At 38.0% G+C, this 23,898-nt stretch carries 18 protein-coding genes and 2 pseudogenes; 1 reads left to right on the top strand and 19 read right to left on the bottom strand.

The genetic code is table 11. The features are described from left to right. The 19 genes and pseudogenes from QM406_RS08275 to QM406_RS08185 all read right to left on the bottom strand — a co-directional run bounded on the left by QM406_RS08275 (position 1) and on the right by QM406_RS08185 (position 22,739). Positions 1-387 (bottom strand): Mini-ribonuclease 3, encoded by a 387-nt coding sequence (locus tag QM406_RS08275; RefSeq protein WP_414273943.1) that lies wholly within the window; start codon positions 385-387, stop codon positions 1-3. Beyond that, on the bottom strand, positions 380-1,723 hold the full coding sequence (cysS, locus tag QM406_RS08270) for a cysteine--tRNA ligase (RefSeq protein WP_414273959.1): 1,344 nt from the start codon (positions 1,721-1,723) through the stop codon (positions 380-382). The genes QM406_RS08275 and cysS overlap by 8 nt, the downstream gene beginning before the upstream one ends. A gap of 228 nt (positions 1,724-1,951) precedes the next feature. Continuing rightward, positions 1,952-2,713: a nucleoside phosphorylase gene (locus tag QM406_RS08265; RefSeq protein WP_414273942.1), complete on the bottom strand. Its 762-nt coding sequence runs from the start codon at positions 2,711-2,713 to the stop codon at positions 1,952-1,954. Between the two features lie 3 nt (positions 2,714-2,716). Continuing rightward, positions 2,717-3,583: a GNAT family N-acetyltransferase gene (locus QM406_RS08260; RefSeq protein ID WP_414273941.1), complete on the bottom strand. Its 867-nt coding sequence runs from the start codon at positions 3,581-3,583 to the stop codon at positions 2,717-2,719. A gap of 11 nt (positions 3,584-3,594) precedes the next feature. Further along, positions 3,595-4,212: a serine O-acetyltransferase gene (cysE, locus tag QM406_RS08255; RefSeq protein ID WP_414273940.1), complete on the bottom strand. Its 618-nt coding sequence runs from the start codon at positions 4,210-4,212 to the stop codon at positions 3,595-3,597. Positions 4,213-4,227: 15 nt separating this feature from the next. After that, entirely contained in the window at positions 4,228-6,441 is a 2,214-nt protein-coding gene (gene pnp, locus QM406_RS08250; RefSeq protein ID WP_414273939.1) for a polyribonucleotide nucleotidyltransferase, read from the bottom strand. A 337-nt stretch (positions 6,442-6,778) separates the two neighbouring features. Next, complete coding sequence (metF, locus tag QM406_RS08245; protein ID WP_049508411.1) at positions 6,779-7,645, bottom strand: methylenetetrahydrofolate reductase [NAD(P)H]; 867 nt, start codon at positions 7,643-7,645, stop codon at positions 6,779-6,781. A gap of 62 nt (positions 7,646-7,707) precedes the next feature. After that, positions 7,708-9,957, bottom strand: a complete 2,250-nt coding sequence (gene metE / locus QM406_RS08240; RefSeq protein WP_414273938.1) for a 5-methyltetrahydropteroyltriglutamate--homocysteine S-methyltransferase — start codon at positions 9,955-9,957, stop codon at positions 7,708-7,710. Between the two features lie 350 nt (positions 9,958-10,307). Continuing rightward, complete coding sequence (locus QM406_RS08235) at positions 10,308-10,601, bottom strand: helix-turn-helix transcriptional regulator (RefSeq protein WP_311523534.1); 294 nt, start codon at positions 10,599-10,601, stop codon at positions 10,308-10,310. A 185-nt stretch (positions 10,602-10,786) separates the two neighbouring features. Beyond that, positions 10,787-11,152, bottom strand: coding sequence for a TIGR02328 family protein (locus QM406_RS08230; RefSeq protein WP_414273937.1), 366 nt, complete (start codon positions 11,150-11,152; stop codon positions 10,787-10,789). Continuing rightward, positions 11,136-11,540: a YbgA family protein gene (locus QM406_RS08225; RefSeq protein WP_414273936.1), complete on the bottom strand. Its 405-nt coding sequence runs from the start codon at positions 11,538-11,540 to the stop codon at positions 11,136-11,138. Before QM406_RS08225 ends, QM406_RS08230 begins: the two co-directional genes overlap by 17 nt. 99 nt (positions 11,541-11,639) lie before the next feature. Continuing rightward, positions 11,640-14,684, bottom strand: a pseudogene (locus tag QM406_RS08220) (type I restriction endonuclease subunit R). A 13-nt stretch (positions 14,685-14,697) separates the two neighbouring features. Beyond that, positions 14,698-15,834 (bottom strand): anticodon nuclease, encoded by a 1,137-nt coding sequence (locus QM406_RS08215; RefSeq protein WP_414273935.1) that lies wholly within the window; start codon positions 15,832-15,834, stop codon positions 14,698-14,700. Positions 15,835-15,851: 17 nt separating this feature from the next. Next, a complete protein-coding gene (locus tag QM406_RS08210; protein ID WP_414273934.1) occupies positions 15,852-16,433 on the bottom strand; it encodes a restriction endonuclease subunit S in 582 nt (193 codons plus the stop codon). 59 nt (positions 16,434-16,492) lie between these two features. Continuing rightward, positions 16,493-17,718 (bottom strand): annotated as a pseudogene (locus tag QM406_RS08205) (restriction endonuclease subunit S). After that, positions 17,718-18,713 (bottom strand): virulence RhuM family protein, encoded by a 996-nt coding sequence (locus QM406_RS08200; RefSeq protein ID WP_414273933.1) that lies wholly within the window; start codon positions 18,711-18,713, stop codon positions 17,718-17,720. The pseudogene QM406_RS08205 and the gene QM406_RS08200 overlap by 1 nt, the downstream one beginning before the upstream one ends. Next, positions 18,703-20,274 carry a type I restriction-modification system subunit M gene (locus QM406_RS08195; RefSeq protein WP_414273932.1) on the bottom strand — a complete coding sequence of 524 codons (1,572 nt, stop codon included), beginning with the start codon at positions 20,272-20,274 and terminating at the stop codon, positions 18,703-18,705. Before QM406_RS08195 ends, QM406_RS08200 begins: the two co-directional genes overlap by 11 nt. Positions 20,275-20,424: 150 nt before the next feature. After that, positions 20,425-21,588, bottom strand: coding sequence for an AbiH family protein (locus QM406_RS08190; protein WP_414273931.1), 1,164 nt, complete (start codon positions 21,586-21,588; stop codon positions 20,425-20,427). 11 nt (positions 21,589-21,599) lie between these two features. Next, the gene (locus QM406_RS08185) at positions 21,600-22,739 is read right to left on the bottom strand and encodes a hypothetical protein (protein WP_414273930.1); all 1,140 of its coding nucleotides are present in this window, start codon (positions 22,737-22,739) and stop codon (positions 21,600-21,602) included. A 235-nt stretch (positions 22,740-22,974) separates the two neighbouring features. On the opposite strand from QM406_RS08185, the gene QM406_RS08180 reads away from it, so the two are divergent. After that, a complete protein-coding gene (locus QM406_RS08180; RefSeq protein WP_281334666.1) occupies positions 22,975-23,595 on the top strand; it encodes a TVP38/TMEM64 family protein in 621 nt (206 codons plus the stop codon). Positions 23,596-23,898: the final 303 nt, after the last annotated feature.

Here is a 23,898-nt window from a genome sequence, read left to right as displayed (position 1 = left end):
CTAGCCCTCCACTTTTTGGATGCACCAAGAAATCAAGGTTTCGAGGCGCTCCACATTTTCAGTCATATGAAGATAGCCCATGACCGCTTCAAAACCCGTGGACATACGGTAGGTTACCACATCCGCATTCTTAGCCTTGGTATGGCTGTTGGTGTTGCGACCTCGTTTATAGATTTCTTCTTCTTTTTCCGTTAGGACTTCTTCTTCCAGCATGTGGGAAATCAAGTGTGCCTGAGCCTTGGCCGACACATACTTGGTTGCCTCTTGGTGGAGTTTATTGGGCTTGGTCATGCCTTTGAGAATGAGATGGCGACGGATATACATAGAATAAACTGCATCTCCTTCAAAAGCTAGAGCAATCCCGTTAATGAGATTGACATCAATCACGTGTCCACCTCACTCCATCCTTGGTGTCAAGTAGCTTAATCCCTTGTGCAGCTAGTTGGTCACGGATTTGATCAGCTGTTGCAAAGTCTTTATTAGCACGCGCTTCTTGGCGTTTTTGAATCAAAGCTTCAATCTCTTCATCCAAAACTTCCTCAATAAAGACGATTCCAAAGACTTCTAACATAGCCGCAAGAGTTTCCTTGACGGCTGCATCATAGTTACCTGAATTGATCCATTTGGCCATTTCAAAGACAACTGTGATTCCATTAGCTGTATTGAAATCCTCATCCATAGCAGCTACAAACTTATCTTTAAATGCCTGTAACTCTTGAGCATCTACAGTTCCAGTAAATGGTTGTTCATAGGTGTTCTTCAAATACTTGAGATTTGTCTCCGCATCACGCACTGCTTTTTCCGTAAAATTGATAGGCTTACGGTAGTGCTGAGTCGCAAAGAAGAAACGCAATACTTGACCGTCGATAGTTTTGAGAGCATCGTGTACCGTAATGAAGTTTCCCAAAGACTTGGACATCTTGACATTGTCGATATTGACAAAGCCATTGTGCATCCAGTAGTTGGCGAAGGTCTTGCCTGTTTTAGCTTCTGACTGGGCAATTTCATTTGTATGGTGAGGGAACTCAAGGTCTGCTCCACCACCGTGAATATCGATGGTATCTCCTAAAATCTCAGTTGACATGACTGAACACTCGATGTGCCAGCCTGGGCGACCTGGTCCCCATGGACTATCCCAAGAAATCTCACCTGGTTTAGCAGCTTTCCAAAGGGCAAAATCGACTGGATTTTCCTTGCGAGCTGTTTCCTCATCTGTACGACCTGAGGCACCTAGCTCCAAGTCTTCCAAGGTTTTATTGGCCAACTTAGCATAGTTATGAGATTTTTCTACACGAAAATAGACATCTCCTTGGCTCTCATAGGCATAGCCCTTTTCAATCAAGTCTTCTACAAAACGAATAATATCATCCATAAACTCGACTACACGAGGATGACGAGTTGCAGGTTTCACCCCCAAAGCCGTCACATCCTCACGAAAGGCAGCAATGTACTTGTCCGCTACTTCCTGAGGTGTGATGCCTTCTTCCTTGGCACGGTTGATAATCTTATCATCCACATCAGTGAAGTTGGAAATGTAGGCTACTTCATAGCCACGATATTCAAAATAGCGACGAATAGTGTCAAAGGCTACTGTTGAGCGGGCATTCCCCACATGAATATAGTTATAAACTGTCGGCCCACAGACATACATCTTAACCTTGCCGTCCTCGATTGGGACAAATTCTCGCAAATCACGAGACATGGTGTCATAGATTTTAATCATAAAATAATAGTCAGGAAAGCTAAAATTCATAAACAGATATTTTCATAACTAACTGTTCAACGAAATTTTAGTCCGATTGCCTGTCACAAATCGGATTTCCTTGCTCCTTTCTAAACATAAAAGAAGAATGAAGTAAAAAGATGAAGGGAGTCGCTACGGAAGTTTTATTTCTATGTTTTCCGTTAGGCTCCCTTCCTTTCTTGTTTCGAATTTATCGTAAAGACTAGTCTAAACTAACTCTTGAGCAATGACTAGGGCAATCTCAAAGAAAGTCATAGAATCCGCTTTTCTATCCTCGCGTCTAGCATCCCATTCGTGATTGTGATGGTCGACATAGTCAGCTGTGTAGAAAAATTGATAGACATTGGCTTGTCGATATTGGGCCCAGGCCATGATAGCTGAAGCTTCCATATCTACAACTCTAGCTCCTGCCGCCAGTCTTCGTTTGACTTTAGCAGCTGTCTCACGATAGAAGGCATCTGTGGTCCAAGACTTTGTTCGAATATGCTCAATACCAGCTTTATCCAAGGCTTTTTCCATAGTTAAGAGTAGAGATCGCTCATAGGCTATTTCATCACTTGCTGGAGCATAGTGATAACTAGTACCTTCATCACGTAAAGCCGAGCTTGGTAGGATAATCTTATCTGCTTGAATAGACTGGTCTAGAACTCCACAAGACCCTAAAACGATAAAGTTTTTAAAACCTCTTGCTTTGAGTTCTTCTAAGAGTCCAACAACCATTGGAGCACCAATCGTAGCCATAGCAACTGCTACCTTACTCCCATCTTTTTCATAGATATACCATGGCAGTTTGCCATTTAGATTGGTAAGATAGCCACCTTCGTAGACACCATCTATCTGCTTAACTCGTTCAAGGATTTCTCCATTAAAAGACAAGATTATGGTATCACAAACTTCTCCACCACTAAGGAGGCTTCGATCAGTTGGCTCGATAACAGCAGGTACATTTTCAAATTCTTCTAATAGCATTTATTACTCTTTCGCATTCAGATAAACCACTTGGGTTTGTTTGACAAAGCCAATCTTTTCATATAAGCGTTTGGCACCTACGTTGCTGTCCTCTACTGCAATCTGAAATTCCTTATCATTTTGCTCAATCAGTTGGTTGACGAGGGATTTTGCTAAATATCTTCCATAACCTTTTCCACGTTCAAGTTCAGCTATTGCTAAACCATAGAAATAATTCGTATTACTCGATAGATCAACCGTGCAAGTTCCAATAACCTGATTATTCTTTAGTAAAATATATAGACGACTTTCTGGATCCTTCAGAGCTTTAGCAACATATCTATCCACAACTTCTCTAGATTCATGTTCCTCTGAAAATGCCTGAAATTTTAACTGACTAATTTGCTCCTGATACGAGCTATCTGCTAACAAAACTTCAAGATTAGAAACGTTTGCTAACGGGTAAGGTCTTCTATCCTTACCTAACCAAGTTTCTGTCTCTTCATCCTCGACCAATCCCCAGTTACTGACAAAATCAGGATGACGCTCTAGAAAAATACGTTCTGTCTGAAAAGTCACTGAACGAATAGGGAAAGAAGTCGTTTCTTTCTCAAAGCTAGTAAACAAAGCACGTGCAATTCCCTGACGGCGATGATTGGGATGAACCAGTATCGTCACTTCCACATCTTGGTCATCAGCATAGACAGTTAACAAACCAACCAGTTCGCCTTTTTCGTAAAAAAGGAAAAAGGCAGGCATGTTTAGGTCAAAATTAAGCATGTTAGAAAGATAAGGATCACGATAAGTTCCATCATAGGCTTGGCAACAGTTAATTAGTTTTTTCGCCTCAAATAACTCCTCTTGGCTTAACTTATTTCTTGCTTGAATCATATAGATACCCTCTACAGCTCAGACGATCTATGACTGGCATCTCTCGCTTGCTCGAGTTTATTGACGTAATACTCTCGTTTTTCTTCGACTTCGTGAATGGTTGGTTCATCCTTTTGACCATGCACTCGGACAATCTTAGCAGGAATACCGACAACCGTTACATCGCTAGGAACATCTGCCACAACGACCGCTGCAGCACCGACCTTGGCATTTTCACCGATTTCTACAGGTCCGATGACTTGGGCATGAGCAGAGATAAGAGCTCCTTTACGAACGGTCGGATGGCGTTTGCCACTATCCTTCCCTGTCCCGCCAAGAGTTACCCCGTGGTATAGAAGAACCCCTTTTTCAACGATAGCTGTTTCCCCAATCACAAGTCCTGAACCATGGTCGATAAAAACACCAGATTCGATCTGAGCTCCAGGATGGATCTCAATCTGAGTCCAAAAACGCCAAAACTGGCTATGCATACGAGCTAAGAGCTTAAAGCCATGTTTCCAGAGAAAATGAGAGAGACGGTGGGCAGCCAAGGCTTTTACACCAGGATAGGTCAAAAGAACCTCCAAAGTGGTGCGAGCCGCTGGATCATTTTCTTTTACGATATCAATGGTTTCACGCCACCATCCCATACATTTCTCCTTTTCTTATTCTGAATCTTTTGGTGTTTCTGTAAATTCTTTCTTAGGTTTGTGATCCCTGTGATGACGTGGGCGGTGAGGACGCTCTGATTTTTCACCTTTTTCATCACGTTCAGGTTTTGGAGGACGAGGAAGAAGAGCCTTCATAGAAGCATCCACACGTCCTTTTTCATCAATCTTGATTACCTTAACATCCACTTCATCACCAATGGCTACCAAGTCTTCGACATTATTGGTACGAGTCCAAGCCATTTCAGAGATGTGTACGAGGGCATCTGTCTTGTCAAAGAGGTTAACAAAGGCACCAAATTTCTCGATACGAACAACCTTCGCATGGTAAACTTCATCCACTTTGGCTTCACGAACCAAGCCAGCAATGATTTCTTTAGCGCGGTTAATGGCATCTTGGTCGCTAGAGTAGATAGACACATTTCCTTCTTCGTCAATATCAATCTTAACGCCTGTTTCAGCGATGATCTTGTCGATCGTTTCTCCACCTTTACCGATGACAATCTTAATCTTGTCCACATCAATCTTGATGGTATCAATTTTCGGAGCAGTTGGAGCCAATTCTGGACGAACTTCTGGAATCGTTGCTTCAATCACATCAAGGATTTCAAAACGAGCTTTCTTGGCTTGAGCAAGAGCTTCAGTCAAAATTTCTGCAGTGATCCCTTGGATCTTGATATCCATTTGAAGGGCTGTAATCCCGTCACGAGTACCTGCAACCTTGAAGTCCATATCTCCAAAGTGGTCTTCCAAACCTTGGATATCTGTCAATACTGTATAGTTGTTTCCATCTGAGATGAGACCCATGGCAATACCTGCTACTGGTGCCTTGATTGGCACACCACCTGCCATAAGGGCAAGAGTACCTGCACAGATAGATGCTTGAGATGAAGAACCATTTGATTCCAAGACTTCTGCTACCAAACGGATGGCATATGGGAATTCTTCCAAGCTTGGTAATACTTGAGCAAGAGCACGCTCACCGAGAGCACCGTGACCAATTTCACGACGACCTGGTGCACCGTAACGGCCAGTTTCACCAACAGAGTATTGTGGGAAGTTATAGTGGTGCATAAAGCGTTTCTTATACTCTGGATCCAAACCATCGATGATTTGCGTTTCACCCATTGGTGCCAAGGTCAAGATAGAAAGAGCTTGCGTTTGTCCACGAGTAAAGAGTCCTGAACCGTGTACGCGAGGAAGGAAGTCAACCTGAGCATCCAAAGGACGGATTTCATCGACCTTACGGCCGTCAGGACGAACCTTGTCTTCAGTGATCAAACGGCGCACTTCTGCATGTTCCATTTGTTCCAAGATTTCAGCCACATCACGCATGATACGGTCAAATTCTTCGTGGTCTGCATATTTTTCTTCGTAAACTGCTGTTACTTGGTCTTTGACTGCTTGAGTTGCAGCTTCACGCGCCAATTTTTCTTCAACTTGAACCGCTTTTTGAAGGTCGCTGTTGTATGCTGCGATGATTTCAGCTTGCAATTCAGCATCCACATGAAGCAATTCTACTTCTGCTTTTTCTTTACCGACTGCCGCAACGATTTCTTCTTGGAAGGCAATCAATTCTTTAACAGCTTCGTGTCCTTTAAGAAGAGCTTCCAACATGATTTCTTCTGACAATTCTTTGGCACCAGATTCTACCATGTTGATAGCGTGCTTTGTACCAGCTACTGTCAATTCAAGAAGCGATTGCTCTGCTTGTTCTTGACTTGGGTTGATGACGATTTCCCCATCAACATAACCCACTTGTACCCCAGCGATTGGTCCGTCAAATGAAATGTCTGAGATAGACAAAGCCAATGATGAACCAAACATCGCTGCCATTGGTGCAGATGCATTTTCATCGTAAGAAAGAACTGTGTTGATCACTTGCACTTCGTTACGGAAACCTTCTGCAAACATTGGACGGATTGGACGGTCGATCAAACGCGCTGTCAAGGTCGCATCTGTTGAAGGACGTCCTTCACGTTTCATAAAGCCACCAGGAAATTTCCCAGCCGCATACATTTTTTCTTCGTAGTTAACTTGAAGTGGGAAGAAGTCCCCAGTTGCCATCTTCTTAGACATGACAGCTGCCGTCAAGACAGTTGACTCACCATAACGCACGACAACAGAGCCATTTGCTTGCTTAGCAACCTGACCAGTCTCTACGATCAACTCACGACCCGCAAAAGTCGTTTGAAACACTTGTTTTGTCATTTTAATCCCCTTTGGATTGATAATATTATACGCCTTGCCTACAAAGATCAAGATACAAATCATTAGAAAGGTTTGATACTAAAGCATCTAAACCTTTCACGCTAATCGCTATCATGCGATTAGCTAAATGCTTTACTAACTCCCTCGTCAAATAATATCGATTTGACTCGCTCGTGTCGCTAAACCTTGCAGTTTGAATGTATTGTATTATTTAATACCCTCATCTTTGTATCAAGTACGTACAGAGTCTATTTTATCATATTTTTCTTAAAAAGTGCTGGCTTTTCTATTAAAAAGGAACCATTCCTCTATGAAAAGAAGAATGGTTTGCTTTTTATTATCCTAAAGATTGGTGATTAAACAAGGCATGGGTTGCTTGGTGAATGTACTGAGCAGTATCTGCATTGTTCATGGTGTAGAGATGCACACCTGCTACGTCTTGCGTTACCAAGTCCACGATTTGGTCTACGGCATAGGCAAGTCCTGCTGCTCTGAGTGACTCAGGGTCATTCTCATACTTGTCCAAAATAGCCTTGAACTTACGTGGGAGATGGATATTCTCACAAGTCTTCAAGAGACGAAGCGCTTGGTTACGATTCAGGATTGGCATAATTCCAGCATGGATAGGTACATCAATACCAGCCAAGGTGCACTTATCCTGAAAATCGTAGAAACGCTCATTGTCAAAGAAAAGCTGAGTGACAAGGCTTGAGCAGCCTGCATCCACTTTTCTTTTCAGATTTTGAATATCTGAGATTTGGTTTGGTGAATCAGGGTGCCCTTCTGGGTAACAAGCTCCAATAATTTCAAAATGTGGCGCCTGTTCCTTGATAAATTCGATCAAATCTGTCGCGTAACGGAAATCTTTTTGTGGCTCCACATCAGGAATGATATCTCCACGAAGAGCCAAGATTTTCTGAACCCCAACCTTATCCAAATCTGCAATAGTCTCAGCTACCTTATCCTTAGTTAGGTAGATAGCTGGCAAGTGAGCAATGGTCGGAATCTCCAAGTCATTTTGGATATAGTCTGCCAAACGAACCGTCGTCTCTTTGATATTAAATTTATTATTGCTAGCAGTTACACTGATGAAGTGTGGTGCTAAGCCCTGCATGTCTTTCAGAGCTGCAATAATTTTGTCATTGCCTACTGCTGGATTTGGAGGGAAAACTTCAAATGAGAGTGACGGTGTTTGACGTGACATATGTATGAACCTTTTCTAGTTGATTTCTTACTGATCAACCGTGTAGAGAGAATTGTCTTTTCTTACAATTTCTCACGCGCAGCTTTCGCAGCGTCTACAAGGCGGATCAAGCTTTCTTTCGTTTCTGGGATACCACGTGTTTTCAAACCACAGTCAGGGTTAATCCATACTTTCTTGCTTGGTACTTTAGCAAGGATGGCTTCGATTGTGTGGTCGATTTCGCCTTCGTTAGGCACACGAGGAGAGTGGATATCGTAAACTCCAGGACCCACTTCTGTCTGGAAGTTTTGAGCTTTGAGTTCGTCCAAGATTTCAAGATTTGAACGGCTAGCTTCAAATGAGATAACGTCCGCATCCATGTTGTCGATAGCTGGGATGATATCTGTAAATTCTGAGTAACACATGTGAGTGTGGATTTGTGTGTCTGGTGCTACTGTTGAGTGTACCAAACGAAAGGCTGGGATAGCCCAGTCAAGGTAGTCTTCGTACCAGTCGCTACGACGGAGTGGCAATTTTTCACGAAGAGCAGCCTCGTCGATTTGGATGATTTTCACGCCTGCAGCTTCAAGGTCAAGAACTTCATCCTTGATTGCAAGAGCGATTTGGAGAGTAGAATCCTTGATAGAGATGTCTTCACGTGGGAATGACCAGTTAAGGATAGTAACAGGTCCAGTCAACATACCTTTAACAGGTTTGTCAGTACGGCTTTGTGCATAGCTTGACCATTTCACAGTGATTGGGTTGAGACGAGTCACATCGCCCCAGATGATTGGTGGTTTAACCCCACGCATACCGTATGATTGTACCCAACCGTTTTTAGAGAAGAGGTAACCTGACAAGTTTTGACCGAAGTACTCAACCATGTCATTACGCTCGAATTCACCGTGTACAAGCACGTCAAATCCAACTTCTTCTTGCCATTTAATCCATTCGTCGATGGTTTCAGCAAGGAAGGCATCGTATTCTTCTTGTGACAATTCACCCTTACGGAAGGCCAAACGTTTAGCACGAACTTCCTTAGTTTGAGGGAATGAACCGATGGTTGTTGTTGGAAGAGCTGGAAGTTTGAAGGCATCTTCTTGGATAGCTTCACGTTCTGCAAAGGCTGGCAAACGAGTGTAATCAGCGTCTGTCAATCCAGCGATACGCGCACGAAGTTCCGCATTTTCACCAACACGTTCAGTCGCAAAGAGTTCTTTGTTAGCTGCAAGTGCTTCTGCACCTTGACCGTTGCGGATAGCATCCAAGTCACGGATCTCATCCAATTTTTCAACTGCGAAAGCAAAGTGATTCAAGATAGCTGGTTCAAATTCTTCGTTAGCTGTTGTAAATGGCACATGAAGAAGTGAACATGAGCTTGTCAAAACGATGTTTTCAGCTGGGATTTGCTCAAGAATCGCCAAGCTCTTTTCGTAATTATTGCGCCAGATGTTCTTACCATTGACAATACCTGCATAAAGAGTCTTGTCAGCTGGGAAGCCACCTTTAACGAGTTCAAGAGTTTTCTTACCTTCAACGAAGTCAAGACCGATCGCATCTACTGGCAATTTCACAAGGTCAGCGTAAACGTCACGAACGTCTCCGAAGTAAGTTTGAAGCAAGACTTCAAGACCTTTTTTATCAGCCAAGAGTTTGTTGTAGATGTTCAAGAAGAGGGCTTTTTCTTCTTCTGTCAAGTCTTTGACAAGAGCAGCTTCGTCGAGTTGGATACGAGTTGCACCAAGTTCAGCCAATTTCGCAAAAACCTCTTGGTAAGCAGCCACTAAGCTATCTGCGAAGTCTTCTGCTTTCACACCTTCTTCAAAGTCTGACAATTGAAGGAACGTGAATGGACCTACAAGGACAGGACGAGTGTTAAGTCCAAGCTCTTTCGCTTCTTGGAATTCATCAAAGATCTTGTGACCAGCCAATTTTACTTGAGTGTCTTTTTCAAATTTTGGAACGATATAGTGGTAGTTGGTATTAAACCATTTCTTCATTGGAAGAGCACGAACATCCCCTTTTTCTCCTTGGTAACCACGTCCCAAAGCAAAGTAACGTTCAAGATCAGATAATTCTAAGTTTTGTACTGATGCAGGAACTACGTTGAAAAGGAAAGCTGCATCTAGGAAGTTATCATAGTGAGAAAAGTCATTTGATGGAATTTCAGAAATGCCTTTTTCTTTAACGATGTTCCAGTGTTTTGCACGCAATTCTTTAGCAGCAGCTAAAAGTTCTTCTTCTGAGATTTCTTTTCTAAAGTATTTTTCAGTTGTAAATTTTAATTCGCGGAATTCACCCAAACGAGGGAAACCGATAATTGTAGTTGACATGTTTTGTCCTCCAAAAATTGTTGTTGAAACTATCTTAACAGAAAAGAAATCATCTGTATAATTGTAAAAAATTAGGCTTTGATATAGTTTGAAACTATATCACTTTTTAAGTTACAAAAAAAGATTTGGAGAAAATTCCCCAAATCCTTGATAGACAATGGTTAATAGATTTTTTAAATAGCTAGGTTCAGAACAAAAGATCAACGAATTGAAAGCTGACTATGGCTTGTTATTAGAAAAGACTATAGGTTGGTTTTCTTTTGTAATTCTGATATTTCCCTGAAAAAGTGCGGACGGGAGGTAAAATTATCCAGTGGATGATTTTAGCAAACCAAGTCATTTCATTCCTATCAACCTTTTTCCTGTTCAAGTGGGACGACTGCTAGTGTCTTGCCTAAACTGGCTAGAACTTTTAAGACGGTATCCAACTGAGGACTCGTCTTTCCTGTTTCCATCCTAGCTATGACAGGCTGGCTCACTCCACTAAGTTCTTCTAACTTTTTCTGGCTAATTCCTTGCTCATGCCTAGCCTCAATCAACTCACTCATGATAGCCACTCGCATATCACTTTCAAGGATTTCCTCCTTGGTAAATAGTTGAGACCGAACATCCTTCCAGTTACTCCCAACGGCACTATTCTTCATCACTTATCCCTCTTTCTTTTAAGTCCTTTAGTTCACGCTTGGCTTTTTAAAATTATAACTCAAAAGTTATTAAAAGTAAATCCAAATACTTACAAAAAGAAGACCTTAGAATCATTCTAAAGGTCTCATTTTTATTATTCGAAAAATTTACGAAAAGAGTTCTTAATTAGAGTTAATCCTGACCCTTACTCCAGCTCAATGCCTTTCTCACGGAGATTAGCCAGGCACTCCTCATAGTAGGCAGCGTCATGCTCGCTATAGATAGGACTTTTCAGCTTTTCCTCTGCCAAGTCTTGATAAGGAGGGCAGGTCTTGCCACGGTAGTTCTTCTCCAGCCACTCAGGGCTGACATTGTAACCACGGTCAGCCATCTCCTCCATGATCAAGCGATGATAGGTATAGAGACGATAGGGCGAGTGGGTAAAGACATAGTCAACCGTCGCATGCTTTCTGTCCCAGCCATTGCCACGCAGGGCGCAGCACTCTCGATGTTGCCCCAAGAGTTGAGGACGGGGAAGTTGTGAAATCAAAGCCTCATGCCAAAGTCTCATGGGAGTCTCCTTTCAGCAAGGTCGAATCTTGCAGATAAGTATTTGGGTAACGTTCAAGTAAATCCCTAGTACTAGCAATCAAGTCTTGCTTGGAAGCTTGACCAAAGCGATAGCGATCCAGCAAGAGCATATAGTCTTTGCGCTCATCAGGACTGGCTTGCTTTTTAAAATAGCCCCAAATATGCTGAAAAGCATTGCAAACCTGACCCCTGTGTTCTGGGATTTGACAGGCGCGGTCAATCATCTCTTGAACCTGACTCACCTTCACCTGTTCATTCTTCAAGTATTGGCGAATTTCATTGTAAATATTGCTAGAATGGCTCAAAACAAGGTATTTGTTTCTCGCCCAGAGTTGCTGACAAAGGGCACGTTGGTTGTTATTTTCCATATTTCTCCTAACTTCTACTAGTTCCCAGGAAATACGGAAACAAAGTTATATCTATAAAATGAGCGAATCGATTTTTAGATGAGTCTAACGTCCACTTCGCTAAATTCCTGAATAAATCTCTACTAATAATTGAATCTGATGTAAAACTTCTTGTTTCTTACGTTCACGAGCTCCTTGTCTACGAGAAGTTGGTGGAATAATCGAATCCAAATCAGCTCCACTATTCTCAGCGTAACCACGTTGAATAGATCGATCAATGAATAACTGATAATCTTTTACAAGCTTTTCAGACTCTGCTAATTCACGAATAGCGACTGCTTTACGTTCTTTACCATAAGCATAGAATGCATTGATAATTTCATCATGGTCTTTCAGACTCGCTAAATCAGTATCATTGATAAAGCCAATCACCAACTCTTCCTTAGCACGAATATCAATACTTGAGCGAATAACACGGCTAACTTCAACTTTCATTGCTTCTTTGGACTCAGAATTCTTCGATTTTTCAACAATCAATGCAAGAATGTAGTCCAGATTAATCTCATCTGTTTTTAAGAGTTCGATTTCAAATTCAACATCTGAAAGGTCAACACCTAAGTCTTTTGTTCTTTCATAATTTTTAAGGTTTAAGAATTCATCTCGAATTTCTACATAAGAACTCCTTAAATCTTGGAGATAACCTTCAGAAATAGGCTTATCGATTTCTTGAAACTCATCATAATTTCGAAGGACGTTATCAAGCTTCAGAAACTCACCAAATAACTTAACAAACTCTTTTTTATCATGCTATGTTTCAATTTCTTGCGGATTTGGAAATCTTTCCAGAATTTCCTGACAAACCGCAGTATAGCCTTTGACCTCAATACCTGTTACTTGGTCCACGAAACCATCCATGTATTCACTAAAGCTTTTTTCTAAGATAATATCAAGCTTATTGATGTCCCCAAAAGTCTTAATAGCTTCTTGCGTAGCCTTCTCTAAATCACGGAAACAAACAATATTACCAAAAGGTTTAACCTCGTTAAAAATTCGATTGGTTCTTGAGAATGCCTGAATCAAGCCATGATAACGTAAATTTTTATCAACAAAGAGAGTATTCATGGTTGGAGCATCAAATCCAGTCAAGAACATACCAACTACAATCAACAAATCCACTTCCTTGGACTTGACACGTTTGGAAAGGTCACGATAGTAATTTTGGAACTCTTTCCCATCAGTAAAAAAGTTGGTCTTGAACATTTGATTATAATCGAAGATTGCCTTAGAAAGGAACTCTTTAGATGAAAGAGGCATGGCTGTATCTTTAGGCTCTAACTCTTCATCTTGAATTTCTCCATAAGCTGACTGTTCTTCGTTAGGCGCAAAGCTAAAGATAGTCGCAATCTTCAAACGCTTAGCTTCTGGTATTGCTGCTTGTTGTCGATGAAGTTCTTCATAGTATAATTTCGCGGCTTCAATACTTTGTACAGCCAGCATGGCATTAAATCCAAACAGTTGTTTTTGCTTATGAGTATAGTGTTGATTTCGATGCGTTTTGTCATTATAAACTCTCAACAGATACTCTGTAATAGTTGCTATCCGCTCTGGATGGAGAAGAAGTTCCTTCTCCATCTTTTTGAGTTTTTTCTCATCAATCTCTTGACCGACAGCCTTTTCTGATTCTCTAAACTTATTGATTTCAGGCTTGATATAGTTATAATCAACCTTGAACTTTAACACTTTTTTATCTTGAATAGCATCCGTGATAACGTAGTTATGAAGTTGTTCTCCAAAAACTTCTTGTGTTGTTTCTCCCGTTAAGCTATTTTCTGAGAAAATCGGAGTCCCTGTAAATCCAAATAAAGCATACTGTTTAAAAGCCTTCTTAATACGCTTTTGCGCTTTCCCAAACTGAGAGCGATGACACTCGTCAAAAATCAAGACACATTTTTTACTGTAGATTTCATGATTTGGATTTGCTGTTATAAACTTATTTAATTTTTGAATAGTTGTGACCACAATTCGATCATCATTTTCTTCAATACTACGTTGGAGTTCTCTGGTATTATTGCTACCATTGACTGAATTTGGTTGAAATTTTCGATATTCATTCATAGTTTGGTGATCTAGGTCTTTTCTGTCCACCACAAAAATCACTTTATCAATATAGTCCAACTCTGTCGCTAAACGAGCTGTCTTAAAGCTGGTCAAGGTTTTCCCTGAACCCGTTGTATGCCAGATATAGCCACAAGCATTGATAGTGCCAAAGTTCTTCATCTCATAAGACGAATGAATCTTGCGAATGATACTCTCAGTAGCCGCTATCTGATAAGGGCGCATGATGAGCAAAGTATTATTAGTATCAAAAACACAATACTTAGTCAATACTTCCAAGAGCACACGCTTACTCAAAAAAGTAACGGTAAAATCTTCCAATTCGTGAATAGTCTTATTCTTACGGTCTGCCCATTCACAGGTGAACTCATAATGATTTTTATTCTGAGCTGTTGTATTTGCAAAATAGCGTGTAAAAGTCCCATTAGAAATCACAAAAATTTGAATATATTTGTATAAAGAATTTTCGCTATTGAAACTTTCCTTGCTATATCTATGAATTTGTTCAAAAGCTTCTTTAAGACTTCCCCCTCGTTTCTTTAATTCAATCTGAACTAGAGGTAGACCATTTACTAAGATAGTAACATCGTAACGATTAATATGACTACCCACCTGGGTCACTTGGTTGATGACCTGCATACTGTTGTTGTGAATGTTTTTCTTATCAATGATGAAAATATTTTTAATCCGTCCATCATCAAAGACAAAGTCATAGATATGATTCTCTTGGATTTTTCGTGTTTTTTCAACTAACCCTTCATTGGGACAATCCAGATATTCCACTACAAAGCGATTCCACTCATCATCTGTAAAAGTCACCTTATTTAGCTTTTCAATCTGAACCTTGGTATTTGCTAAAATTTCTGCGGGAGTATGAATATTTAAGCGTTCATAGTTGAGATGATTCACCAAATCAGAAATCAGCTGATTTTCTAAATCAGCCTCTGACTGATATTCTCTATCTGTGCGGTACTCTGGTTGATACTCAGCCAAGAGAATCCCTTCATTTGTTTCCGCAATTACTTCATGTACTTTTGAATAATCAACCAATTTTTACCTCCCGTTATCTTTTCCAATTAAAGTTTTCAATAAATTTTTCATAAACTCGTTTTAAAACATTCTGCATCTCTGGTTCTAATATTTTCCCTTCATAATCAGAATGCGAACTATGACTGAATAGATTAATCTTTCTTATATAAAGTGAACTGTCTTCAAGATTTCCTTCTTCATCCTTTAGAATCACGCAGTCTCCCCAAGTACTATAGCCTAAAAAAGTAGCTGTCTTCTCTAATAAATTACGTAGGAGAGTAAAATGATACTTTTCTAATCGATTATTCTCAATAGCATCCTCCAGTTCTTTTTTTAACATTAGATGATAAGCAAACGGAGAGTCACTTTGTTGTTTTTCAAGATAGTAGGTTCTTTTTATTTTCCTAAGTGTATATTTTTCACCATTTAATTCATTATGAAGGACATTATAGAATAGAGCATGATGTGTTGTAACTATAAACTTTAAATTTGTATTTTCTTTATTACTTGATTTTATCAACTTTGCTAAATCTAAAGCAACATCAATAATCCTCCGATCATCTAGAGATGAAATAGGATCATCTATAAAAATGTACTCTAATTTATCATACTCCCTTGACCGTCTATCATCCTCAGGAAGACTTAACTGCTCAATTACATATTCAAGAAAAACATAAAATAAAGACCATATAAAATTGCTTTCCTCTCCTCTAGAAATTTTAATATTATCAGAAGTATTTCCATCAATAGAAGAACTAAATGTAACATAAGAAGAATCCGAGCTAAAAGATGCATCTAAAACTACATTGTTAGAATTGTTATTATCTACCAAATAACTTTGAAACTTCTTTACAATACGTACAGTATCACCTTCAACATTAATAATATTTTTTATCCAATCCGAATCTGGATTAATGAGAAGTCTTCTATCACAACCAAATTCAAGATCATTATCCCAATAAAATAAATCTTCAGTAAAAGCATTATAATACAAAATTTTATTATCTTGGTCCACTTCTACTCCGCTGGATAATAATTTTTTGAACTCTAAAGATAATCTCGTCTTACCAGTTCCATTAAATGCATATATTAATTGAACTTTTTTATTGGATTTTTGTAATTCAGATGCCACATCCTCCAATTTTTCATATCTTTCATCATTGGTACTCATAACTTAATCCTTACTGTTTACTTACTGAAATTTAATAATTGTTCTCTCCAATATTCATACTGTTTCTGTCTTAGTTCAATTTCTTTTGGAAGACCTTCAGAAAGAGAGTTGGCTAAGGTGTTGAAATTGTCAAGAATGGAGACAATTCTTTTTTGTTCAGTGAGAGGTGCAAGAACAATTTTAAATTTTTCCATATCCTTTGAATTAATTCGGACAACTTTTGTCCCAGTCACTTTTCTTTCCTTTTGAGATTGAAACGAAATCGATCTTAGCCAATAATTCAAGTACCGTGAATTTTGACTCGTACGAATGATATAACTATCTCCAGAAATTCCAATTTCTTCTTTTCCTTCCCAAACAATTGCTTTCCCAACATCTTCAACATTTTCAGATGTTGTTGCCATTATCAAATCATTTGGATAGGCTTTTTTTAACTTTTTGAACACCATTTCACTAGTTTTGGAGAATGTGTGAGCTACTGTAAAATCGTATTTAGTGTAAATTTGTCCATAGTGGATAACAGATTTTCCAACTTTGGTAAAATCTTTCTTCTGAAGGCCATTCCCTCTTACAAATTCACAAATACTTCCCAACTCCACCCGAATTGGACCAAATACCCACTGTAAAAGTTTGATAAGAGCGGAGTTGTCCCACTCCTCTACTCTACTCTACTCTCAGTGTACTCGCCTTCGGCGACGAATGTCAAGAGTTTTTCTCGGAAATATTCGTACTGTTTTTGACGTAGTTCAATCTCCTTGGACAGTCCGATGTTTAGGTCATTACAAACCATTTCAAAGTTATCTAAAACTTGAACAATACGAGATTGGATTTCGAGGGAGGGGACTGGAATTTTTAATTTCGAAAGTGTACTACTATTCGTTAAAGCTCTGGTTGTATAAGTACTATACCGCACAATATCCCTTCGAAAAGTAGTTGATTCAAAACAATATGCACAGTATTCTGGAAGCAATAATTTCGTAATCGGTCTTGCCCTCAAAACAAATCCGCTAAATACTCCGTCTTTAACTTCATCTAATAATACAGAAGTTTTTCCGATTTCTTCTTGTGTTTCAGAAGTTCGGGTAAAAAAACATCCCCCCTCTGAATACCATAACGTTCTAGTTCCTCAGTGCTTACTCTAACTTTTCCTTTCAAAATATTCGATGATATTTTCTTATTCTTGTATACATCAGTATAGTTTACTATAGGAGTTCCACTCCCAAAAAATTCTTTTCCTTTGTTCAATCCATTCTTAAAAACAAATAATTCTCCCAAAGTCTTCCACTCAATCTGATAAACCTCATCCTCAAATGATAAAAGTTTATCTCGATAAAAAGAATATTGCTTTTTACGTGAGGTCAATTCTGAGGTCAATTCTGAGGTCAATTCTGAGGTCAATTCTGTAACATACTCAGTGAATTTGTCAAGTATTTGCACGATTTTTTCTTGAATTTCTAGAGATGGGATAGGGATTAATAATCCCTCTAAAGCTGATTTATTTAAGGCCGGTATCCCATCAAAGGTACATAAGTTTTCAATTTCTTTCGAGCTATTTTTTAAATAAAAATATAAAAATCTAGGTAATAATACTTCCTCATTTTGAACTGTCGCAGAATAATTCAGATTTCCTCTAAAATACTTACCTTCATTCCAAGAAACATAACCAACACCTGCTCCTCGTGAAGTTATTCCAATAGGATCATTTTGTGTGTTAAAGATATTGATATATCCTAACGGTTCTTTTCCGCTATTAATTACCGGAAAGTTCCCTAAATTATTTTGAATAAAAGTCTTATTAATATTTTTTCCTGCTTTTACCTCACACACTTCCCCCAACTCTTTCCACTCAACGGGACAGTTTTGGATTCCTTCTAGGATATTCATCATTTACCTCCTTCCTTTGCAATATTCTCAATACTTTTAATTTCCTTTAGGTAATCTTTTTCAACTTGACTGAGGGTCTTGGATTGATAGCTTTTATATTCCTTGTCTACCTTATGTTTCATCTGTTCACGAGAAATAGAACCACTATTTTCAAGTAAGTCTTCTCCAGTAGCGAGAAGGATTCGATCCACATGTGTCACCCAATCGGACATAGTCATGACTTCTTCTCGCTCTGCCTGCCTTTCCGCAAAATCCAGATATCCTGATACAAGCTGATTAAGCCCACGAAGTTCCTTTTCTGTCAGATAATTCTTAGCAACTTTTGCTTCGGACAAAGTAGGAAGGTCTCCCTTAAAAGTAGTCAAGCCCATAAATTCCTTTTCGCTATCGACACGGTTATAAATGAGTTCACTCGCAGTGTTGTGGTGAATAGCATAATGCATCTTGTTTTGAACCGTCGCAAAGAACTTCTTTGCTTCTGGTGAATTTGCATTATAGTCACTAGACGTCGCGAAAAGATCCAAAACCTGACGGTAAAAGACTTTTTCACTCGAACGAATGTCTCGGATTCTTTCCAGGAGTTCTTTAAAGTAAGAGCCACCACCCAAATTTTTCAGACGCTCATCATCCATCGCAAAGCCCTTGATCAGATATTCTTTCAGTACCGTTGAAGCATAGTGTCTAAACTGTATACCACGAGGGGAGCGCACACGATAACCAATCGCTAAAATCATATCTAGATTATAGTAGGCAACATTTCGCTGAACACTTCTATTACCCTCGTTTTGAACTGTCAACTTATAGTTGACAGTTGCCTCTTCCGATAATTCTCCATCTTCAAAGATAGCCTTGATATGCTTACTAATATTTTGCTTGGAAGTTTGAAAGAGCTCAGCTAGTTCCTGTTGGGTCAGCCAGACTGTTCCATTATCCAAATGTAGTTCAATAGCTGACTCGCCATCATCTGTTCTATAGAGAATTACATCATTTACCATAGCTTAGCTCCTCTACAATTTTATCTATCTCTGCACGTAAGTAGTCAATCTTAGTAACAGTTTCAGCGATTTCTTTATTGAGCTCATCAATATCAATCTTCTCACGTGTATCTTCTTGTTCGACATAGGTTGAGACAGATAGATTGTAGTCTTGCTCTGAGCCAATCACTTCATTATCAACAAGAGCTGCTTTATAGTCTACACTTTGATAATTAGTGAACAATTCAACAATATGCTCAATATTGCTATCTGTCAAAATATTGTTATTGGTCTCTTTTTTGAATTCTTTACTCGCATCAATAAAGAGAGTTTTATTTTCTAATTTATTCTTCGCCAAAACTAAGATTGTGGTCGCAATAGAAGTTCCAAAGAAGAGATTGTCTGGAAGGGCAATAACCGCTTCAACAAAGTTGTTATCTACTATATACTGACGAATGGTCTTTTCAGCTCCGCCACGATAGAATATGCCCGGGAAACATACAATAGCTGCTCGACCTTTATTAGACAGGTGGTTGAGACTATGCATGATAAAGGCAAAGTCAGCTTTTGACTTAGGAGCTAGTTTCCCTGCTGGCGCAAAACGGTCATCGTTTATCAGAGTTGGATCTCCATCTCCCACCCATTTGACAGAATACGGAGGGTTAGAAACGATAGCATCAAATGGCTTTTCTTCTAAATGCTGAGGATTTAAGAGGGTATCTCCTCGCTTAATATCAAAGTTGTTGTAGTTGATATTGTGTAAAAACATATTCATACGAGCCAAGTTGTAGTTGGTCATATTGATTTCCTGTCCAAAGAAACCATCCTCTAGAATATGATCTTCGTATTGTTTTTTCATCTGAAGCAAGAGCGAACCCGAACCACATGTTGGGTCGTAAACCTTGTTAATCTTGTCCTTACCAACCATTACCAAACGAGCCAGTAATTTAGATACTGTCTGAGGAGTGAAAAATTCACCACCACTTTTACCAGCATTGCTCGCATAGTTGGAAATCAAGAACTCATAGGCATCTCCGAAGGCATCAATGTCATTATCCTCAAAGTTCCCAAAATTAATGCTATTGATACCATTTAGAATATCAGAGAGACGTTTATTTTTTTCTAGAACAGTACCACCAAGGATGTTACTTCTTGTGTCCAAGTTATCAAATAGACCTTTAATATCATCCTCTGATTTGAATCCAATAGCTGACTTCTCAATAGCTTGGAAAATATTGGCCAATTCTTCGTTTAAATTTTCATTTTGCGAAGCATTCTCAACAACGTTTTCAAATAGTTGACTCGGAAGGATAAAGAATCCCTTATCCTCAACTGTCCCTGGTTTAAAATCTTGCTCAGCTTCCTGGTCACTCAATTCAGCATAACGGAATTCTAAGTCACCAGCTTCGTGCTCAGCGTGATCAAAATAATTAGCCATATGTTCGGAAATGAAGCGATAGAAAAGGATTCCCAATATGTATTGCTTGAAATCCCAACCGTCTACAGCCCCACGAACATCATCAGCAATCGCCCAAATTTTACGGTGAAGTTCCTTGCGCTCTGCATTTTCTTTACTTGCCATTTTTACTTTCCTTAATTAGTGTATTATCTTTTCTATTTTATCATATTTTAAGAAAAACCACTCGGACTAAGGAGGACGAGTGGGGTAGAATTATTTTCTAAATAAGATTTTATAATAGTATTCTATAACTTCAGTTACTTTGTGACTTTATTAAGGCAGTAATAGCTCTTCCATACCGTCCTTATCATCACTTTTTACAAATACAACTTTCTGTGTCCCTGTTAACTCTATCATTTTTTCTTTTCCAAGAATGATTGCAAGATTCTTAATAATTGAACGTTTAGCTGCATCATCGTAATAAGTAAAAATAAATCGATATAGATACTCACCCTCCTCCGCTAATGCAAAACATTTTTGGAATATTTCTTTATCCAATGGATCAACTGAATGACCAAAAATAATTATATTCTTAGATGATAAATAAGGCATACTTAACTCGTCTTCTGCAAATTCAAAATTTGGCTCGAAAAAAGTTTCATAAAAATTCCCTGTTTCCTTAACAACTCGTTGATAGTATTTCTGGTAAGGAATCAAATCACTGTTGACATCATTTTCCTTATCCTCAATCCCAAATACCATAGTATTGATTCGACTAAAAGTTCTATCTAAATCAATCCGACCATGTATAAAATGAGTTCTTTCTTCAACAGTTTCAAATAAATAAGCTGACGTGTTGGTATAATTAAAGTTTAAAACATAAGAACTTAATAAATGAGATACTGCATCCAAGGCTGTTGGCTTGGGGTTAATCCCTTGAACTTCAAAATCTAAATAATCTAAATATGACAGATAGATTTCTAATAGTTCAATTAGTAAATCAAGTTGTCTGATAAATTCGTTATTTAATTTATCCAATGCAACTTCTCTTTCTAAAGAACTCCAACCTTTTTCATAGAATAGGGAGAGAAAAGTACCTGCAATATATAATTTTGAACTGTAATTAGCACTCATACGCCAATCAAACTTATGTTGCTTTATAATACTTGCTAACGGTCTATTAAATTGATTAGAGTATAACAAGCTACTGTTTTCTTTAAAATACATTATTGCATCTGCAAGTTGAGAAATCATGGTTTCAAGATTAGACCAATTATCTCCAAGAGTATCTTTATTCTCATTAATAAATTTCAAATACAAATTATCTTTGTATTTATCTATATCTATACATTTAGAATCTAGAAAGGTTTGCAAATAACTCCCTAGTTCTGGTTCAATGTATAATATCTGTTCAAATTCAATAAAATCTGTATACTTCGTTTTTCGATTCATCGCGATATCAAATCCGTTGCCTAAAATTAGAATTGTCTCTGCCATAAAATTTTCCCTTACGAATACTTTATTATTTTTTTAATAACTACATTAATCTTTTTTGTTTCTTCATCAATAATTTTTATAAAATTATCAAAATCCATTTCTACATAACTCTCAACAACTTCTTTGAAAGAATATTTATATTCTAAAAAATTTTCAATAGAAATTTCAGTAAGAGAATAGTGAAAAATATTATTTCGAAATTGAATATTTTCCAAAAAATATTTCTCTTTAAATTCAATAATTTCTTCTAGATTTTTCAATATATCTGAACTCAAACTATGATAGTATTTTAAATAAATCTTTTTAATAGCAGAAACGCTAACTAAGTACGTTTGTATCTTTAAACGAAATAATAGCCCACCTGTTTTCATAAATATTTCAGGTATTAAAACATTTATAAAATTGTTTTGACACAGAATATTAAATAACTGTAATTGAAGTTCCATAGGTAAGTCTCCCAATAAAATATTGCGCCTTTTTTTATCTATTAAAAATTTATCATCATGATTTAACTTACGATTGGTTACATTCATTTCCAAAGTTGGATCAACTGAGAATTTTTCTTCAAAATCTAAAGTAATTGAGTTGATAAAAGCCGCTAGAGTACTAGAAAAATCAATAAGAAACTCTTTATTACTTAATATCCATTGATTTAGAGTCTCGAAATTATTCTGAACAAATATTTCTTCCAGATAAATACTTAACTGGCTGGTGTTCCCATATGGAATATCGTCAATCGTAAATACTCCTAAATCTTTTTGACCAACTATACTAGTGATAAATTTCTGGAAAAAATTATAATCAGTTTCTAGTCTTTTTTTTCGTTTATCTGCACTATTATATAGCATTTTAAAAGCTCTTTGAACTCTTTTGTCTGAATATAATTTAAAACTAATTCGAACTTTTTTTAATAATGTGACAAAATTAAAACCTCTAATATCTGGTAAATTTACTATTTCTTTATGTTTCTCAAATTTTTCTACCCAAGCTAAACAGATAGATGATAAAATAGGTAATAATGGTATATATATATCATATTTATTAAAATCATCTCTAGAATTATTAATCTGATATAGTATCTGTTTTATTTCAATAGTTTCCTCCAATAATATATTGAAAGACAGTGCTTCTAATTTTTTATCATCTATCAAATTCGTACTCCTATCCTGTATATTTTTTAATCACCTAAACAAGATTATTATAATATTATTTAAATTATACCACGAAATTATTTAAGAATTTTTCTAAAATAATATTTCTACATACAATTTCTATAAACTGTTATTAAAATATTAAGACATTTCTCCAACTTCCCTCCCAAAAACCTTGTAGTCTTTCTCCTCAAAATATGGTATAGTAGAATCATACTACACAAGAGGAGTTTACATGTCACACGATAAACAAATGAAAGCTGTTTCTCCCCTTCTACAGCAAGCAATCAATATTTCTTCCATCATCGGTGGAGTTGGTACTTTGATTTTCTGTATCTGGGCCTATCAGGCTGGCGTTTTGCATTCCAAGGAAACCCTATCTGCCTTTATCCAACAGGCGGGTATCTGGGGGCCACCACTCTTTATCTTTTTACAGATATTGCAGACGGTGGTTCCTATCATTCCTGGTGCTCTAACCTCTGTGGCAGGTGTCTTTATCTACGGTCATATCATAGGCACTATCTACAACTATATTGGTATTGTTATTGGTTGCGCCATTATCTTTTACCTGGTTCGCCTCTACGGAGCACCCTTCGTTCAGTCTGTCGTCAGCAAGCGTACCTATGATAAGTACATCGGTTGGCTAGACAAGGGTAATCGCTTTGATCGATTCTTTATCTTTATGATGATTTGGCCGGTTAGTCCAGCGGACTTTCTCTGTATGCTGGCAGCTCTAACCAAGATGAGCTTCAAGCGTTACATGACTATCATCGTTCTGACCAAGCCCTTTACCCTGGTCGTTTACACATACGGCTTGACCTACATCATTGATTACTTTTGGCAAATGTTCGCCTGATCACTAAAAAAAGTTGATCAAAAACTCAATTTTATACTCAATGAAAATCAAAGAGCAAACTAGGAAACTAGCCGCAGGCTGTACTTGAGTACGGCAAGGCGACGTTGACGCAGTTTGAATTTGATTTTCGAAGAGTATTATCAGAAAATGAAAAAAATAAAACGCATAGTATCAAGGCTTTTCTGAACTGCACCCCAAAAGTTAGACAGAAAAAAATCTAACTTTTGGGGTGTTTTTATTATGAAATTAACTTATGATGATAAAGTTCAGGTCTATGAACTTAGAAAACAAGGATATAGCTTA

This window comes from Streptococcus infantis, assembly GCF_047465035.1.
GTDB lineage: Bacteria > Bacillota > Bacilli > Lactobacillales > Streptococcaceae > Streptococcus > Streptococcus infantis_T.
Note: the sequence above shows the minus strand (reverse complement) of the source record. Positions and strands in the feature narration are given on the sequence as shown.

Bases quoted from the DNA above. Each gene is read 5' to 3' on its own strand.
- QM406_RS08225 (WP_414273936.1), bottom strand. From the start codon at position 11,540: ATGGAAAATAACAACCAACGTGCCCTTTGTCAGCAACTCTGGGCGAGA.
- pnp (WP_414273939.1), bottom strand. From the start codon at position 6,441: ATGACAAAACAAGTGTTTCAAACGACTTTTGCGGGTCGTGAGTTGATC.
- QM406_RS08180 (WP_281334666.1), top strand. From the start codon at position 22,975: ATGTCACACGATAAACAAATGAAAGCTGTTTCTCCCCTTCTACAGCAA.
- QM406_RS08230 (WP_414273937.1), bottom strand. From the start codon at position 11,152: ATGAGACTTTGGCATGAGGCTTTGATTTCACAACTTCCCCGTCCTCAA.
- QM406_RS08265 (WP_414273942.1), bottom strand. From the start codon at position 2,713: ATGCTATTAGAAGAATTTGAAAATGTACCTGCTGTTATCGAGCCAACT.
- QM406_RS08190 (WP_414273931.1), bottom strand. From the start codon at position 21,588: ATGGCAGAGACAATTCTAATTTTAGGCAACGGATTTGATATCGCGATG.
- metE (WP_414273938.1), bottom strand. From the start codon at position 9,957: ATGTCAACTACAATTATCGGTTTCCCTCGTTTGGGTGAATTCCGCGAA.
- QM406_RS08195 (WP_414273932.1), bottom strand. From the start codon at position 20,274: ATGGCAAGTAAAGAAAATGCAGAGCGCAAGGAACTTCACCGTAAAATT.
- metF (WP_049508411.1), bottom strand. From the start codon at position 7,645: ATGTCACGTCAAACACCGTCACTCTCATTTGAAGTTTTCCCTCCAAAT.
- cysE (WP_414273940.1), bottom strand. From the start codon at position 4,212: ATGGGATGGTGGCGTGAAACCATTGATATCGTAAAAGAAAATGATCCA.
- QM406_RS08200 (WP_414273933.1), bottom strand. From the start codon at position 18,713: ATGGTAAATGATGTAATTCTCTATAGAACAGATGATGGCGAGTCAGCT.
- cysS (WP_414273959.1), bottom strand. From the start codon at position 1,723: ATGATTAAAATCTATGACACCATGTCTCGTGATTTGCGAGAATTTGTC.
- QM406_RS08235 (WP_311523534.1), bottom strand. From the start codon at position 10,601: ATGAAGAATAGTGCCGTTGGGAGTAACTGGAAGGATGTTCGGTCTCAA.
- QM406_RS08260 (WP_414273941.1), bottom strand. From the start codon at position 3,583: ATGATTCAAGCAAGAAATAAGTTAAGCCAAGAGGAGTTATTTGAGGCG.
- QM406_RS08215 (WP_414273935.1), bottom strand. From the start codon at position 15,834: ATGAGTACCAATGATGAAAGATATGAAAAATTGGAGGATGTGGCATCT.